The 15,856-nt window shown below is 39.3% G+C and carries 14 protein-coding genes and 1 pseudogene; 5 read left to right on the forward strand and 10 right to left on the reverse strand.

Annotation, left to right across the window (positions count from 1 at the left end):
- Together VER_RS05295 and VER_RS05300 are read right to left on the reverse strand one after the other, a co-directional pair.
- Positions 1–149, reverse strand: a pseudogene (locus VER_RS05295) (transposase); the annotation flags it as partial.
- A 1,239-nt stretch (positions 150–1,388) separates the two neighbouring features.
- On the reverse strand, positions 1,389–2,540 hold the full coding sequence (locus VER_RS05300) for a hypothetical protein (RefSeq protein WP_162099838.1): 1,152 nt from the start codon (positions 2,538–2,540) through the stop codon (positions 1,389–1,391).
- 25 nt (positions 2,541–2,565) lie between these two features.
- Here VER_RS05300 and VER_RS05305 point away from each other — a divergent pair, with 25 nt between their 5' ends.
- Together VER_RS05305 and VER_RS05310 are read left to right on the forward strand one after the other, a co-directional pair.
- Positions 2,566–2,727, forward strand: a complete 162-nt coding sequence (locus tag VER_RS05305) for a hypothetical protein (protein WP_162099839.1) — start codon at positions 2,566–2,568, stop codon at positions 2,725–2,727.
- Positions 2,728–3,170: 443 nt separating this feature from the next.
- Entirely contained in the window at positions 3,171–4,058 is an 888-nt protein-coding gene (locus VER_RS05310; protein ID WP_162099840.1) for a class III extradiol ring-cleavage dioxygenase, read from the forward strand.
- A 241-nt stretch (positions 4,059–4,299) separates the two neighbouring features.
- Here VER_RS05310 and VER_RS05315 read toward each other — a convergent pair whose 3' ends face one another.
- From VER_RS05315 to VER_RS05345, 7 genes are all read right to left on the reverse strand, one after another.
- The gene (locus VER_RS05315; RefSeq protein ID WP_162099841.1) at positions 4,300–4,863 is read right to left on the reverse strand and encodes a biotin transporter BioY; all 564 of its coding nucleotides are present in this window, start codon (positions 4,861–4,863) and stop codon (positions 4,300–4,302) included.
- Between the two features lie 219 nt (positions 4,864–5,082).
- Entirely contained in the window at positions 5,083–6,009 is a 927-nt protein-coding gene (gene argF, locus VER_RS05320; RefSeq protein WP_162099842.1) for an ornithine carbamoyltransferase, read from the reverse strand.
- Between the two features lie 54 nt (positions 6,010–6,063).
- Complete coding sequence (locus VER_RS05325; protein WP_162099843.1) at positions 6,064–7,260, reverse strand: acetylornithine transaminase; 1,197 nt, start codon at positions 7,258–7,260, stop codon at positions 6,064–6,066.
- A gap of 12 nt (positions 7,261–7,272) precedes the next feature.
- Positions 7,273–8,226, reverse strand: coding sequence for an acetylglutamate kinase (gene argB / locus VER_RS05330; protein ID WP_162099844.1), 954 nt, complete (start codon positions 8,224–8,226; stop codon positions 7,273–7,275).
- 34 nt (positions 8,227–8,260) lie between these two features.
- Positions 8,261–9,481: a bifunctional glutamate N-acetyltransferase/amino-acid acetyltransferase ArgJ gene (gene argJ, locus VER_RS05335; protein ID WP_162099845.1), complete on the reverse strand. Its 1,221-nt coding sequence runs from the start codon at positions 9,479–9,481 to the stop codon at positions 8,261–8,263.
- Between the two features lie 67 nt (positions 9,482–9,548).
- Positions 9,549–10,586: an N-acetyl-gamma-glutamyl-phosphate reductase gene (gene argC / locus VER_RS05340; protein WP_162099846.1), complete on the reverse strand. Its 1,038-nt coding sequence runs from the start codon at positions 10,584–10,586 to the stop codon at positions 9,549–9,551.
- A gap of 355 nt (positions 10,587–10,941) precedes the next feature.
- Positions 10,942–11,919, reverse strand: coding sequence for an AEC family transporter (locus VER_RS05345; protein ID WP_162099847.1), 978 nt, complete (start codon positions 11,917–11,919; stop codon positions 10,942–10,944).
- A gap of 314 nt (positions 11,920–12,233) precedes the next feature.
- Between VER_RS05345 and modA the strand changes: the two genes are divergently transcribed.
- From modA to VER_RS05360, 3 genes are all read left to right on the forward strand, one after another.
- Entirely contained in the window at positions 12,234–13,037 is an 804-nt protein-coding gene (gene modA / locus VER_RS05350; RefSeq protein WP_162099848.1) for a molybdate ABC transporter substrate-binding protein, read from the forward strand.
- 129 nt (positions 13,038–13,166) lie between these two features.
- Positions 13,167–13,835 (forward strand): molybdate ABC transporter permease subunit, encoded by a 669-nt coding sequence (modB, locus tag VER_RS05355; protein ID WP_162099849.1) that lies wholly within the window; start codon positions 13,167–13,169, stop codon positions 13,833–13,835.
- An 11-nt stretch (positions 13,836–13,846) separates the two neighbouring features.
- A complete protein-coding gene (locus VER_RS05360; RefSeq protein WP_162099850.1) occupies positions 13,847–14,473 on the forward strand; it encodes an ATP-binding cassette domain-containing protein in 627 nt (208 codons plus the stop codon).
- Positions 14,474–14,800: 327 nt separating this feature from the next.
- On the opposite strand, the gene rbr is transcribed toward VER_RS05360, so the two are convergent.
- Positions 14,801–15,349, reverse strand: a complete 549-nt coding sequence (rbr, locus tag VER_RS05365; protein WP_162099851.1) for a rubrerythrin — start codon at positions 15,347–15,349, stop codon at positions 14,801–14,803.
- Positions 15,350–15,856: the final 507 nt, after the last annotated feature.

Here is a 15,856-nt window from a genome sequence, read left to right on the forward strand (position 1 = left end):
CCAAATTGAGTTTTTAGATGCCGGACATAATATCCATTTCTAGAATTACCAGTATTATACCCTTCAACAGCATATTTTTCGTAAGATAAAAATTCTGTTAACTCTGTTTCTAATAATAAATTAATTGTTTTTTCAAGTTCTTTACGAAAAACATCTGTAATAGAAGAATCTGATACTAGAGCTTTAATTAAATCTGTGTTACCATAAGTCATAAGAGAACTGTTTACACAAAATATTTTATACTATCTTAATTTCTAGTCTTATACATGTGTGTAAGTGGATTGAAGTTATGTTGGCAGGTCAAGAAGGGATGTCAGGTCTAGTCTTATACATGTGTGTAAGTGGATTGAAGGATAGTATGACTTTGTTTTCAAGGTGTACCACCTCCGTCTTATACATGTGTGTAAGTGGATTGAAGGACCGAGAGATATGATGTTTATTGCTGGTAGTCTTGGCCTTATACATGTGTGTAAGTGGATTGAAGGAAATACAATTACTACAACGTATTTAAAAATTGAACTCTTATACATGTGTGTAAGTGGATTGAAGGCCATAATCCAATGTCCCCGCCGTAGGTAAAATGCCGTCTTATACATGTGTGTAAGTGGATTGAAGACGCTACTAAATCGCAAGCAGAAGCATTTAAATTATTAGTCTTATACGTGTGTGTAAGTGGATTGAAGACATGCCCCCTTATGTGATGACATTCCCAGCATAAAGTCTTATACGTGTGTGTAAGTGGATTGAAGAGTCAGAGTTAATATTTACGCCAGTTAACTGACTTAGTCTTATACGTGTGTGTAAGTGGATTGAAGATTAATGGCAAATTGGGGCAATAGCATCTTAACTAAGTCTTATACGTGTGTGTAAGTGGATTGAAGTTCAACCACGCTCGATAACTCGCAAAAGATAGGGATAGTCTTATACATGTGTGTAAGTGGATTGAAGTTTTAATAGAAAAGTAAGAAAGAGTAGGGGATGAATAGTCCTATACATGCGTGTAAGTGGATTGAAGTTTGTCAAGCCACGTTGTATCTTTTGTTTCTTCATAGGCCTTATACATACGTGTAAGTGGTTTGAAGTTTTGTTAAAAACAAAAAAGACTTACCTGGTTAATACTAGCCTCAATATTCTCGCTAGTAATTTCAAGGTAAGTCTTTATTTTGTCTAATCGTTTGTAAGTATTAATTCTATCTTATGAAGTTAATTTTGATTTATACGCTCTAAATTAAAATTCAGAAATTCAAAATCTAAATAAAAAAATAGGAATCGAGAATTAGAAGTTTTAAATTTTAAATTTAAAATTTAAAATCAAAGTCAAAATTAAAGTTAAAAATAAAATCGAAATGCAATTCTTATTATTGTGTAATTCTTATGTATTCATTTTATTATTTCAACACAGTACCGGCTACTTTGACAATATGACCATTAGTATGGATATTGCTATTAGTAGGATCTTCATTAGTTAAGTTGGTTATATTGGAATCCTCTGTTACGTTCCAGACAGAATCTTTACTTAATTTCAGCGTAATGGACTGGGCCTGATTATTAGGATTAATAGCGCCAGTTAGGGTAGAGCTATTAGTGAGCGAAATGTCGATAGTACTGATGGAATCGGCTACGATATTCCCCGTTAACTGTTGATTTTTAGCAGTAAAGGTTAAATGACCACCATTTTCTCCTTCATTTCCCCAACGGCTAGCCGCTGCATTGATGAGCGTATTTGTGTTAGGCATGATGATTTCGTCGTTTTCCAATGTCGTTTCAGCCTGTGTATTATTGACATGGATGAAAGCGCCATCTGCGTAAGTGGTGAGCTTCGAGTTACTTGCATCAAGTCGGGCAATACCACTTTCTGCATCACCAGAAAAACTTTGGTACAGCATGAAACCGTTGTCTACATGGCCTGTTAGGTCGGAATTAACGATGGTCATGCTGTTTTTCCCTTCGATGACTCCAATTTCACTGCCTGTAGCTTTGCCAATCCCATTTTGTAAGGTAATGTTACCTGTGGAATAAATAACTGGACTACCTTGACCACTGGTATGAAGGGTGGCCCCTGAAACGTTAATCGTTCCTTCACCACGGTCAGTGGCTAAGGAGGCACTGTGATCGCCTTCTGTAGTAATGGTGACATTTTCACCAATTACAATTCCGTTATAAGTGGCATCTAGGCCTCGTGAGGAATTTTGTTTAGTGTGGATAGTAACCTGTTTAGCTTCAATTTTTGCATTAGTGCCACTGGCAAATACGGCATTAGAACCATCGGCATCAGTGTTTATAGTTGTATCGGCTAGATAGATAGTGCTGCTTGGTGTAGCTAATACGGCAGCATTTTGGCCCTGGAAGTTACTCATATCTGCATTTGAAGTATTGCCTGTTTTAGTGATTGTTATATTATTAACGTTGGCGATGCCCGTTTTTTTAGCAAGAATTACATTTTCGTCGGTTTTACTATTGCTTACATCGTTGCTGATAGTTTCCGTGCGGGCATTTACAATTTTAGTAGCGCCATAGTCATAGGAGGCATCTTCTGACATTTCATGCATATCAGGTGGGGGTAACATGGGGGTAGGCGCTGTTGAAGTGGCCATTGCAGATGCTGTTGAAGTAGCTATTGCAGGTGCTGTGGAAGGACCTATGGTAGCTGCCGTATTTGCTGAAACGGAGCCTATAGCTAGGACTGTTAGCACAGCAGTAGTTAATAAAAATTTATTGATAGAGTGATTTTTGTTGTGTATATTCATTGTATTTTTATAAAGTGTTTGTTTCATCGTAAACCTCTTTCTTATAATAAGAATGTGAAATTACTAGAAAAAATATGATTAATCATATAGTAAGTATACATAATGTGTATAAATATAATATGAATGAACAATACGAATATCTTGTAATATAAAGAGTTACAATTATAAATAAATTTTATTTGTAATAATTAATATTACATCTTATAATAGTGTTGTAACAATACATGAAGGTTATAGCCTGTATATATGTTAAGCTTAGTGCGGATATATAGGGAGTTGTTTGGCTATATTTGGATATGTTTGGAGATGTTCTGATATGCTCGAATATGTGCGGATATGTTTAGATATGTTCCGATATGTTTCGATATATTCAGAGATGTACTAACGTATACAAGTAATTATAGAGAGTGAGAGGTAGTTATTATGAGTATGACAAACGAAACAATGAGTATACAAGCAGGTGGTGCTGTAGAGACATTAGATTCTGAAAAAGGGGTAAAAGCCACCAGCGGGTGTATGCCAGTTTTATTTATTGGCCATGGTTCTCCTATGAATTTGATTGAAGAAAATCCTTGGACTAAGGACTGGGAAGCGATGGCAGCGATTACCCCTAGACCTAAAGCTATTTTAATGATTTCTGCCCATTGGTATACGGCAGGGAGTTTTGTACAAGGTGATGAAAAACCAGCTATGATTTATGATATGTACGGTTTTCCAGATCCTATTTATGCTTTACAGTATCCAGCACATACCTCTAACGAGTTAATTGCATCGGTGCAAGCCTTATTAGGGCGTGAAGTTTCTGTAAAAATGGGACGTGGTTATGACCATGGCGCTTATGCACCTTTATTGAAGATGTTCCCTAAGGTAGATATTCCTGTGGTTCAATTATCTGTTAATTATAAAGCAGATGCTCGTCAATGGTTTGCACTAGGTCAGAAACTCGCTGTATTGCGTGATGAAGGCGTTCTTATTATGGGGAGTGGAGATATTGTTCATAATTTGCGACTTATTGACCCTAATATGGGGAACGCCGCATTACCGCAAGCAGAAGATTTTGAAGAAACTTTGTTGCGCAAATTGGATCCTACTAAGGACAATGATTTAGCAGGGGCCTTGCATTGGGAACAGCTACCAGGTGCTCAAGTAGCGGCGGCTTCACCTGATCATTTGGCACCTTTATATTATTGCTTAGGCGCTGTGTTAGGCGAAGGGGCTGTGGATGAATTAATCTTGCCACCGCTTGCTATCAGCTCCCATGATTATGTATGGGGGAGTTTAAGTATGACGAGTTTAACTTGGGGCCTATAATGTGGTTGTAGCGTAGTCTTGTAACCTAAAAAGCCCCCTATGTTAGTTGTTTGTGATTAATGCACCGACCCCATAAAGTTAGATCTAAAATTCTAACTTTTATGGAGGTCGGTTCAACTAACATAGGGGGCTTTATTTGTGTAGTATTTGTATTTTAATCTATAAGCCTCTATAATTCCATAACTCTATAATTTCATAACTCCATAACCTGTATTAATCCGTATATGGTTATAGGCTTTGCTTAATGAGATAGAGCGCGTTGATTTAAGCTTTGTAAGGCATTTACAATGGGTACTTCGGCAGCAGATAAAATAATAATCATGAGAAAATCAGCAGGAATATCAAAGGCAAAAGCTACATGAAAAATATCATTTAATGGAACCGTTTCATTTAAATAAAGGGCCAACATGGCGATTTTGTAAGATAAACCAAAGAGATACGTGATAATAATCCCTAAACAATTTAGGCCAAAATACCCCTTGCGGCTGTGAATTTGGTAATGATGTTTTACATACGATAAGATGCCTGCTGTGAAAATAAAGCCTATTAAATAGCCAAAGCTAGGACGTACGATATAGCCGAGTCCACCGCCACCAGCAAAAATAGGAATACCAATGAGCCCCATGAGTACATAGGTACCAACAGCACCCCAAGCATAGCGCGGTGGTAAAATAACGGCGGCTAACAATACAAAGGTAAATTGCAACGTGTAATAATCAAAATAAGGTAGTGGAATTTGAATGCGTGCGCCAACCGCTAATAAAGCAATAATTAAAGCAGCGCGAAATAATAATCGTGTTTTCATAGAAAAGACCTCCTCTTACTATACCTAACTATAAGTATACAAGGGGAGGCTCTTTTTATCAACCTATTATTTTTATATGGTTTACAATTAAAGACTTACGATTGAGAGATTAAAAACATGGGTTTAAAAATAAGAGCTTACAATTAAGCGCTTGCAATTAAGATTTTACAATTAAGAACTTGCAATTAAGGGTTTAAAGATAAGAACTTAAAATAAGAGCTACATAATGGTGGCCATAATAGCTTTTTGCATATGTAAGCGATTTTCTGCTTCGTCAAAAATAACCTGTGCTTGGGCTTCAAATACTTCATCGGTAATTTCTTCTTCCCGATGAGCTGGTAAACAATGCATAACGATAGCATCTGGTTGTGCTACACTAAGGACCTTACTATTCACTTGGAAGCCTTTGAAAATCTTAAGCCTTGCTTCGTATTCGGCTTCTTGGCCCATACTAGCATATACATCGGTATAGAAAATATCGGAATCTTTAGCGGCAGCCATAGGATCATTGAGAATTTCAATAGTACCGCCCGTGATTTTGGCATCTGCTGTGGCTAATTCAACAATTTTTTTATTAGGTTCATAGCCTTTAGGACCAGCAAAGGTGAAATGCATACCAAGTTTGGCGCAGGCAAACATTAACGAATGAGCCATATTATTGCCATCACCAATGAAGGTAAGTTTTTTGCCACTTAAATCGCTACCTTTATATTCAATGGCGGTCATCATATCGGCCATTGCTTGACAAGGGTGTAATAAGTCGGTAAGGGCATTAATGACAGGTACATCCGCATAGTGAGCTAGCTCTAATACTGTATCATGAGCAAAGGTACGAATCATGATGCCATCTACATAACGAGATAATACGCGAGCCGTATCTTTAATAGGTTCACCACGACCAATTTGTAAGTCGCGGCCCGATAAGAAAAGGCCTTGGCCGCCTAATTGGTAAATACCTGTTTCAAAGGAAACACGAGTACGGGTGGAGGCTTTTTCAAAAATCATACCTAAGGTTTTACCTTGCAAATAAGGATGTGGAATGCCTGCTTTTTGTTTTTGTTTCAAGTCGGCTGCTAAATTTAATAATTGCCAAACTTCTTCGGTAGAAAGGTCGTGAATAGAAATAAAATCGTCACCGTGTTTCATAAGTTACTCCTTTGCTCATGGCTATATATGATAATGAATCGTGCTAATTAAATTTTATTGTACATGCGTTGGTAATACGTTATTTAATACAGAAATTAGTAGATCTACGTGGTCTTTGGTGATAATTAATGGTGGAACGAACCGTAGCACTGTGTTGGCCGTGCAATTGATGATGAGGCCTTTTTGTAGGCAATCGTTAACGATGTCACGGCCTGGTTTAGTCAGTTCCACGCCGACCATAAGCCCCTTGCCTCGTACGTCGGTAATTAAGCTAGGATATTTGGCTTTTAATTGGTTTAACTGTTCTAATAGGTAATGCCCTACAGTGGCAGCATTGTCCATGAGATGTTCGTTTTCAATAGCTGTTAACACGGCATTAGCTGCGGCGCATGCTAGTGGATTGCCACCAAAGGTGGAGCCATGGTCTCCGGCTTTGAAGGTATGGGCTAATTTATTCGTACTTAAAAAGGCGCCAATCGGAACCCCGCCGGCTAGACCTTTGGCTAAGGTAACAATATCTGGCTGAATGCCAAAATGTTGATACGCAAAGAATTTGCCAGTTCGGCCCATACCTGCTTGGATTTCATCAATAATAAGAAGAACATCATGTTTGTCACACAGTTCTTTTACCGCTTGGAGGTAGTCAGCTGGTGGTACATGGACACCGCCTTCGCCTTGAATCGCTTCTAAAAGAATCGCACAAGTTTTATCGGACACCATAGCTGTTAGTGCGTCTATATCGCCATATGGTACATAGTCGAAGCCCGCTGGTAAGGGCCCAAAGCCTTGATGATATTTATCTTGCCCCGTAGCGGTTAAGGTAGCAATCGTACGGCCATGAAAACTATGAATCGCGGAAATAATCTGAATTTTTTCGGGATCTTTGGCGGTAGCATATTTACGGGCCAGTTTGATAGCCCCTTCATTCGCTTCTGCTCCTGAATTGGCAAAGAAGACTTTATCCATGCCGCTTAAGGCTTTTAATTTAGCTGCTGCTTGGGCTTGTACTTCTGTGTAATAGAGATTAGAGCAATGAATCATTTTACTGGCTTGTTCGGCGATGGCTTTTACTAACGGTGGATAATTGTGCCCCACTACATTAACGGCAATACCCGCTAAATAGTCTAAATATTGCTTGCCATTAGTATCGTATAGATAAGGGCCTTCACCATGGTCAAGGACAATGTCATACCGGGCAAAGACGGGAAAATAATCGTTTTTATCATGATTTATAATGTCAGTTGTATTCATGGGGAAACCTCCTTAAATAATTTCAGTGCCAATCCCTTTATTGGTGAAAAGTTCTAATAATAATGCATGTGGTTCACGGCCGTCGATGATACTCACTCGTTTGGTGCCACATTGCAAAGCGTGTAAGACGGCTTCTACTTTGGGAATCATGCCACCTTGAATGGTTCCGTTTTCAATTAAAGCGGTTGCTTCCGTTTGAGGAATGCTGGACAAGAAGGATTTAGGGTCGTCGAGGGCGGTATAAATCCCCTTAGTATTAGTGAGCATGAGCAGTTTTTCTGCTTGCAAGGCGCCCGCTACTTCTGCTGCTACATAGTCTGCGTTGATATTGTAAGTCGTTTCCCCTTTACCGGCCCCAATTGGAGAAATGACAGGGACATACCCATTATCGAGTAAGTCGTTAATTAATTGCGTATTAACAGCGGTTACTTCGCCTACAAACCCAATATCTACATGATTCGTTTGGCCGTTAGCTTCATGGACTTCGGCCAATTTTTTATGGGCTTTTAATAGATTGGCATCTTTGCCGGTTAGACCAATCGCGGGAATGCCTAGGCTGTTAAGGCGACTGACAATTTCCGCATTGATTTTGCCACCTAATACCATTTGCGCAATGGTGACCGTTTCTGCATCGGTTACGCGCAGCCCGCTAACAAAGGTACTTGTTTTTCCTACTTTTTCTAAAAAGTTGGTAATATCTGGGCCACCACCGTGGACGAGGACAGGACGAATGCCGATGCATTTCATAAGGGCAATATCTTGCATTACTTTGTTTTTTAATTCCTCACTAATCATGGCATTGCCACCGTATTTGATGACCATAGTTTTGCCGGCAAACTTTTGGATATAAGGCAAGGCTTCAATGAGGATAGAGGCTTTGCTGGCAGCACTTAAGGTGGTGTGGGCGGCCACTTCATCAGGACTATGGACAGGGGCTATATTTATAGGGTTGAGTTCGTTGATCATAGGAAGGGTTCCTTTCTAATAGAGGCTGAGCGAATCAGGTATGATATTCGCCGTTGATTTTTACGTAGTCATAGGTTAGGTCGCAGGTCCAAACGGTTGCGTTGGCATCGCCTTCATTGAGTTCTACGGTAACTGTTATATCGTGGGCACTCATAATATCTTTTAACGCTTTTTCATTATATACAGCACCCATACCGTTTTTAAAAATGGTAATACCACCGATTTTTAAAACTGTTGTGTCAGGATTCATAGGTGCCCCTGCATAGCCGGCTGCACAAATGAGGCGCCCCCAGTTTGGATCTTCGCCAAAAAAGGCTGTTTTCACGAGTGGTGAATTGGCAATTGTCATACCTACGAGCTTAGCGTTTTCAAAATCCGTAGCGCCTTCTACATTGATAGTAATGAACTTGCTAGCTCCTTCGCCATCGGCGGCAATTTGTTTGGCTAGGGATACAGTAATGGCCATGAGGGCTTCTTGGAAGAGATAGAAATCTTCGTTTTCCGTGTCAATTACTGTATTTTCAGCAGCTCCGTTGGCAAGGACGATAGCCATATCATTGGTACTCATATCACCGTCTACGGAAATCATATTGAAGGATTTAGCTACACAAGCGTGCAAGGCTTTTTGAAGTAACGTAGGCGTAATTGCTAAATCGGTAGTGATATAGCAAAGCATTGTGGCCATGTTAGGGCGAATCATGCCGGAGCCTTTAGCAATAGCGCCCATATGAATGTCTTTACCATCGATGGTGAAATGTGTACTCGCTGTTTTAGAATAGGTATCGGTGGTTAAAATTGCTTTACCAGCTAATTCAGAGCCGTCAAAGGTTAAACTATCTACTAAGGTAGGAATAGCTTTCGTAATATCTTGAATGGGTAATTGTTGGCCAATAATACCGGTGGAACCTACGATAATATCTTGAGGCTCACAATGAAGGGCTGCAGCAGTAGTTTTGGCCATGGTGTGAGCATCTGCCAGGCCTTGCGCACCGGTGCAAGCATTGGCACAGCCGGCGTTGGAAATAATGGCATGGGCTGTGCCGGTAGCTACGGTTTCTTTGGAAACATACACGGGGGCCGCGGCCACTTTATTTTGGGTGAAAGTGCCGGCTACAGCAGCTTTTTTAGCGGTATAAATTAAGGCTAAATCATGTTTGCCACTTTTCTTTAAACCAGCTTGAATGCCGATGGCTTGAAAGCCTTTAGCGTAAGTAACGCCTTGGGATATGGTATCTAATGTAATAGTTTGTTTCATGGGAAGGACCTCCTTGGTGGTGAAAAGGATATACAAATTACGGATGATATAGCATCAGGTACAGGTCTTATGGATACATAGGCACTAATTGTAAACCGGTTGTTTCTTCATAGCCACAAGCGATGTTTAAATTTTGAATGGCTTGACCAGCCGCGCCTTTGACTAGATTGTCGATAGCACTGAGGACGATAACCCGATGGGTACGGGGATCTACATGCCAACCTAAATCAATAAAATTGGAGCCCCGTACATATTTTGTATTAGGATAGGCGCCTTCGCCACGTAATCGGACGAAGGGTTCCTGGCCATAGGCCCTTTCAAAGGCTTTAGTTACTTCATCAATACTTACTGATGGTAATAAATTGGCGTAGGCGGTGGCTAAGATGCCACGACTCATAGGTACTAAATGGGGTGTGAAGTTAATAAGTACCGGTGCTTCATTTAGTTCGCTTAGCGCTTGTTCTATTTCCGGAGTATGGCGATGCTTGGCTACACCATAGGCCTTAAAAGCATCATAGAATTCAGGATAATGAGTATCTTCTTTTGGTGAACGACCAGCACCTGAAGTACCCGATTTAGCATCGATAATAATAGTCGAAGTATCGATGAGTTTGGCTTTAACTAATGGGGCTAGGGCTAAGATGGAAGCCGTTGTGTAGCAACCGGCATTGCCGATAATCTTCGCGGTTTTAATGGCTTCACGATTTAATTCTGCTAAGCCGTAGACTCTGTTAGCCTTAGGGTGCGTATGGGCTACATGATACCAAGTTTCATAAGTAGCTGTGTTGCTGAAACGATAATCAGCGCCTAAGTCAATTAAGCGTGCGGCCGTATTTTCTAAGGCTAACCCTACTTTCATAGCATGTCCATGGGGTAAAGCGACGAAGATAAAGTCGCTATCTTGGGCAATGGTTGGTAAAGCATTTAGGCTTTCTAAGGTTAGGGTGGTAAGGCCTAGCAGATGGGGATATACATCACTTAAGGCTTTGCCTGCATGACTTTCAGACGTTACGTGCGTTATGGTTACTTTAGGATGTTGTAATAGTAATTTAACTAATTCGGCGCCTGCATAGCCGGTGGCACCAATAATACTTACTTTGGTCATTTGAATCGCTCCTCTAATACTTGTTAATCGTTTGGTGAATATGTATTCGTAATTTTTCCTTATATAAAGGTATAACTTACTAGCGTTGTTAGTTTAACTTCGTTTAGTGGCGAGATAATAACTATATCTCGAAAGAATTAATATTCATAAAACGCGCATAAAAATTCTATGCTTGGAATTATACACCTATATAGTATAAAAATGCAATATGAATTCATAAAAATTCCTTAAGAAAGTAATATAACTTGGACATACTAAAAATGATTATATGTAAAGGTGCATAAAAAAACACCGTTAGGCAAGCCTAACGGTGCAAAACTATGTAGTTTTAGAGGTGATATATATCACGTTGTAATTAAATAGGGAAGGTATAATAAGCAAAGAGAATGGCTAACGGCATGGTTATAGCAGAGAGCAAAGTAGTAGACATAACCACTTGGGTAGCAAACTCTGGATTGTTTTTCATTTCAAAGGCAATGAGGGCTGTATTAACGGCAGACGGTACGCTATAGGTAATAATAATAGCTTGGGCTGCAATAGGGTCTACTGGTTTATAGAAGACAATGTATAAGAGCATGACAATACATGCTAGAATAGGTCCGCCTATAAGCCGTAAGGAGGTCGTAATCATAACATCTTTTTTAAAGAAGTTATAAGGGGTACGACTCATTTGGACCCCTAAGGTAATCATGGCCATACCTACGAAAGCGCTAGCAAAGATATTAAGCGGTGACCAAAGGACTAAGGACGTCAAATCATAAGGAATCAGACGAGCTAATAAGGCCGCTGGGGCGGCGTAGAGTACGGGCATATGAAATACTAATTTTAAGGCATCGTGCCGTGTTAAGAGGCCAGAACCAGCTTGGTAAAAGCCTAACGTATTACAGAAGATAGTCTGAATAATAAAAGTGGCAATAACGGCGACAATGCCTGCTTCTAAATACGGCGTTTGCCCATCAACGATGTAAGGCATATTGGAGAATACGAAGGTAGCAATGGCGACGCCAATGTTGCCACCATTGTTGAACATCGTAGCATTGCGCACAATTTGTGTTTTTTTTCGATCATAGCCAAAAAATTTAGAAACCCCTAAGGCCATGAAGCTATTGGAGAAGAGTATGATGAAAGCACACACTGAAATACCAATGCTCTCGGTGGTTAGGTGAGCAGTATATAAAGATCTAAATACATAGGCTGGGAGTAGAATGAAGAAGTTTAATTTGCTCAAAGATCGCAAATCAAGATTGAAGTTTTTATCCAATATGAAGCCTACCGCAACTAAGACTAAAATTGGAACGACACTTGTCCAGAAGATATGTAGAAATAATGACAATAGAATGGCCTCCTTTACATTTCTATTACACTACTATTACACTATGTTTCATTTATACTATAACTCAATTACATTGTAAAAGACAACTAAAAGGCGGTTGAATTTAGTCGATACATTACTAATTTCTTATGCGCTTTAAATACCGCTAAAAAATAGGGAATTAAAAGAGGCGCTTTATATTACATTTCCTTAGTAAATGGAGTATAATAAATTTACAAATAGTCATTCTTAATATGGGGAATGATAGTGCACATTTGTATGTAGGTGTACTAAATAATGTGAGATTACTTAGTGTGTTGAAGGAGGCAATTACTATGAAACGGTACAGAATGTGGCTTATGGTAGCTTTGAGCGCCATGGCGTTGGCAGTGTCTGGTTGTGGAGGCTCGTCAAATGATCAAAAAGAGGCGCAAGCAGCGAAATCAGAAAGTATCACTGTATCGGCTGCAGCTAGCTTGCAAGCAGCTGCTAATGAATTAAAAGATAATTTTATTAAGTCGCGTCATTTAGACCCTACTCAGATTACCCTTAATTTTGGTGGTTCTGGTACATTACGCCAACAAATAGAAAATGGGGCCCCAGCTAGTATTTTTATTTCGGCTGATGAAAAAAATATGCATCAATTACAGGAAAAGAATTTAGTGACTAAGGTAAAACCTTTGGTAGCGAATTCGTTAGTACTAATTGTGCTAAAAGATAAACCACAGCTTACGATTGAACAGTTGCCAAGTGTTAATCGCTTAGCTCTTGGGACAGTAGAAACAGTACCAGCTGGTAAATATGCTAAGCAGACGTTGACCAAATTAAACTTATGGGATCAAGTAGAAAGTAAAGTAGTGTATGCGAAAGACGTTAAAGCGGTAGCCGCGTATGTGGCAGAAGGCTCTGCTGATGCAGGCTTTGTATATAAAACGGATGCCCTTGATTTGAAAGACCGCGTTCAAATTACAGCTACGGCACCAAGTGATAGTCATGACTCAATTCGCTATCCTATTGCTATTGTAACGAAATATGATAATGACTTAGCGCAGCAATTCTATGAATATTTAACAAGCAACGAAGCACAACAGATTTTACAAAAATACGGCTTTACTAATGTAGATAACAGCGCTAAATAATTGACTGTATACTAAGACTACAGCGTATACTACTAATAATAGATATATTAATATACGGTAGTTACTATTTGTCCGTGATTGAGGAATTGTAACTCTAGAGAGTTGCAAGAATTAGAAAGGTTGTTGTATATGAGCCCTTTATGGCTATCGTTAGAGGTAGCAAGTATTGCTCTCTGTAACATAGTCATAGGGGGCTTATTGCTTTGTTATATGCTGAAACGCTACCGTTTTCCTGGGAAGGCCTTAATTGATTCAATTGTAACCTTGCCGCTTGTATTGCCGCCTGTCGTGGTGGGGTTTGCTTTACTGCTAGTGTTTACACCGGGCAATGCCTTAGGTGCTTGGTTAGAGACACAAGGCTGGCAAGTGGTATTTTCAAAAGCTGGCGCCATTTTAGCTTCTTCTATCATTGGGTTTCCTTTGTTTTATCAGACCGTACGCGCTGCCCTAGGATCTATTGATCCTGCTGTAGAAGATGTGGCCCGTACTTTAGGTGCTTCGGAATGGCGCATCTTTTTTACCATATCGATTCCTTTGGCCTGGAAAGGAATTTTAACAGGCAGCATCCTAGCCTTTAGTCGAGCTCTTGGAGAATTTGGCGCTACCATCTTGATTGCTGGTAATATTCCTGGCGTTACGCGCACGATGCCGTTAGCGATTTACTCCTTGGTAGAATTTGGCGATTATACGGGGGCTTTTGAGCTAGTTGTGTATATTTGTGCCCTTACGTTAGGCCTTTTGTGGACAGTACATTTTATTACTAAAGGGTCCTTATTTCACTATCAAGAAGAACGTTAGGAGGTACGGAGATGATATATTTTGATATAGCTGTACAGCGGCCTACGATTTTGGTGCAAGGTAAGGGAACTTTGGATGTGGGGATTACGGCATTAACAGGGGCGTCTGGCAATGGCAAGTCTACTCTAATAAAAAGCTTGGCGGGGTTAATAAAACCTAAAGCAGGGTTTATCAAACAAGATGAGAATTATTGGTTTCATCATGGACAAAACCTATTTGTTAAGCCACAGGCCCGTCATGTGGGCTATATGCCACAAGGTAATATTATTTTCCCTCATATGAGCGTATTACATAATATTACGTATAGTAAACGCGGTGACGAGCCTTTATTAGCGCATATTTTAGAACGGTTACAATTAGAACGATATAGCCATACGAAGGCGGGAAATCTATCGGGCGGGGAACAACAGCGGGTAGCCCTAGGGCGTGCTTTATATGCAAAACCATGTGTACTACTGTTAGATGAGCCTTTATCTGCATTAGATTGGACTCTGCGTCATCAAGTGCAGGCTGATATTGTGGCGATTATTAAAGAATGGAATATACCTTGTTTGTGGGTTACCCATGATGAGGAAGAAGCGAAGGCCGTAGGCGATTATCGCTGGAGTTTTGAAAAAGGAATCTTACAAGGTAGTTAAAAATACAATCATAGTTAAGGGATAGGACAGCCTGAATGCAGGAGGTCCTATCCCTTTTTGTAAATAAAAACGAGAAAAAGACCCCGAAGGGCCTTTTTCTCGTACTTTCTTATGGAAACCACTTGGTTTCAAATCATATAATACGCCACTTGGCGTTAGTACCAATTGAACTTTCCAATATATGCTAAATCAGGAAATACTCATTTCCTTTTATACTAGGATAATCGATACACCGATTATAGTGCACTTGTATAGCTTTAGATTAGCACTTGCTTGTATTATGAAAACTCACTTGAGTACTGTGTTTTCCGCACAGTTTACTTTAAATTATAAAGTTGTTTCAATGTGTTGGGAGAAGAATGCTTGTGGATGAGCACATACTGGGCAAATCTGAGGAGCTTCTGTACCTACATGAATGTAACCACAGTTTGCACAGATCCATGCTACTGGCTGTTCGCGTTTGAATACACGGCCACCATTTACATATTCTACCAAGTCAAGATAACGTTGTTCATGACGAGCTTCGATTTTACCAACTTGTTCGAACAAGTAAGCAATTTTAGTGAAACCTTCTTCTTTTGCTACTTTAGCAAATTCTGGGTACATTTCAGTGTGTTCGTAGTTTTCACCAGCAGCTGCATCTTTTAAGTTAACAACTACGTCAGCACTTACATCGCCACCGTGTAATAATTTGAACCATACTTTAGCATGTGCGCTTTCATTCAAAGCAGTTTCTTCGAAGTAATCAGCGATTTTGTTTAAACCAGCTTTGCGAGCTGCAGAAGCGTAGTAAGTATATTTGCGGTTAGCTTGGGATTCGCCAGCAAAAGCGGCTTGTAAGTTTTGTTCTGTTTTTGTACCTTTTAATTCAGACATGTTAATCTCTCCTTCTTTATTGTAGTAACTTTACTACAATCATAATGTACTTACAAACATGAAGTAAAAAATTAATAATAGCTTAGAAATACACTTTATAATGTTTACAACAATTCAAACTAATGAATAATCATTGTTGATTACATTATAGACTATGAAATTGAGAAAATCAAGTCCTGAAATCGAAAAACTTCAAAAAATATCTATTTGATAAACATTATCAATGCTTGATTTTACAGGCTTCTTGGATTGTTGATGTCGGAAATTAAGCAAGGTTATGCTTGTTGTGAAATTGAGAATGGATATCGTTGCAAAAGAGTTTTCTAATGAGAATTGCCTATAAAATAGTAGGAATTAACTTGAGTACCTACTATGGGTAGTGCACAATATATTTTTATATACTATACATAGTGTAGTATGAAGAATTTGATGCACTTTAGAAAACAGTACGCATAAATTTTGATTCGGTATATAATAGAAAGTATAAGAGAATCAACATTTTAAAAA

Origin of the sequence: Veillonella sp. R32 (genome assembly GCF_010093125.1) — a bacterium.
Classification (GTDB): Bacteria; Bacillota; Negativicutes; order Veillonellales; family Veillonellaceae; genus Veillonella_A.

Coding starts and splice junctions, on each gene's coding strand:
- argC (WP_162099846.1), bottom strand. CDS start 10,586: ATGACCAAAGTAAGTATTATTGGTGCCACCGGCTATGCAGGCGCCGAA.
- argJ (WP_162099845.1), bottom strand. CDS start 9,481: ATGAAACAAACTATTACATTAGATACCATATCCCAAGGCGTTACTTAC.
- VER_RS05310 (WP_162099840.1), top strand. CDS start 3,171: ATGAGTATGACAAACGAAACAATGAGTATACAAGCAGGTGGTGCTGTA.
- VER_RS05315 (WP_162099841.1), bottom strand. CDS start 4,863: ATGAAAACACGATTATTATTTCGCGCTGCTTTAATTATTGCTTTATTA.
- VER_RS05305 (WP_162099839.1), top strand. CDS start 2,566: ATGGGGGTAGGCGCTGTTGAAGTGGCCATTGCAGATGCTGTTGAAGTA.
- modA (WP_162099848.1), top strand. CDS start 12,234: ATGAAACGGTACAGAATGTGGCTTATGGTAGCTTTGAGCGCCATGGCG.
- VER_RS05325 (WP_162099843.1), bottom strand. CDS start 7,260: ATGAATACAACTGACATTATAAATCATGATAAAAACGATTATTTTCCC.
- argF (WP_162099842.1), bottom strand. CDS start 6,009: ATGAAACACGGTGACGATTTTATTTCTATTCACGACCTTTCTACCGAA.
- modB (WP_162099849.1), top strand. CDS start 13,167: ATGAGCCCTTTATGGCTATCGTTAGAGGTAGCAAGTATTGCTCTCTGT.
- VER_RS05360 (WP_162099850.1), top strand. CDS start 13,847: ATGATATATTTTGATATAGCTGTACAGCGGCCTACGATTTTGGTGCAA.
- argB (WP_162099844.1), bottom strand. CDS start 8,226: ATGATCAACGAACTCAACCCTATAAATATAGCCCCTGTCCATAGTCCT.
- VER_RS05300 (WP_162099838.1), bottom strand. CDS start 2,540: ATGTCAGAAGATGCCTCCTATGACTATGGCGCTACTAAAATTGTAAAT.
- rbr (WP_162099851.1), bottom strand. CDS start 15,349: ATGTCTGAATTAAAAGGTACAAAAACAGAACAAAACTTACAAGCCGCT.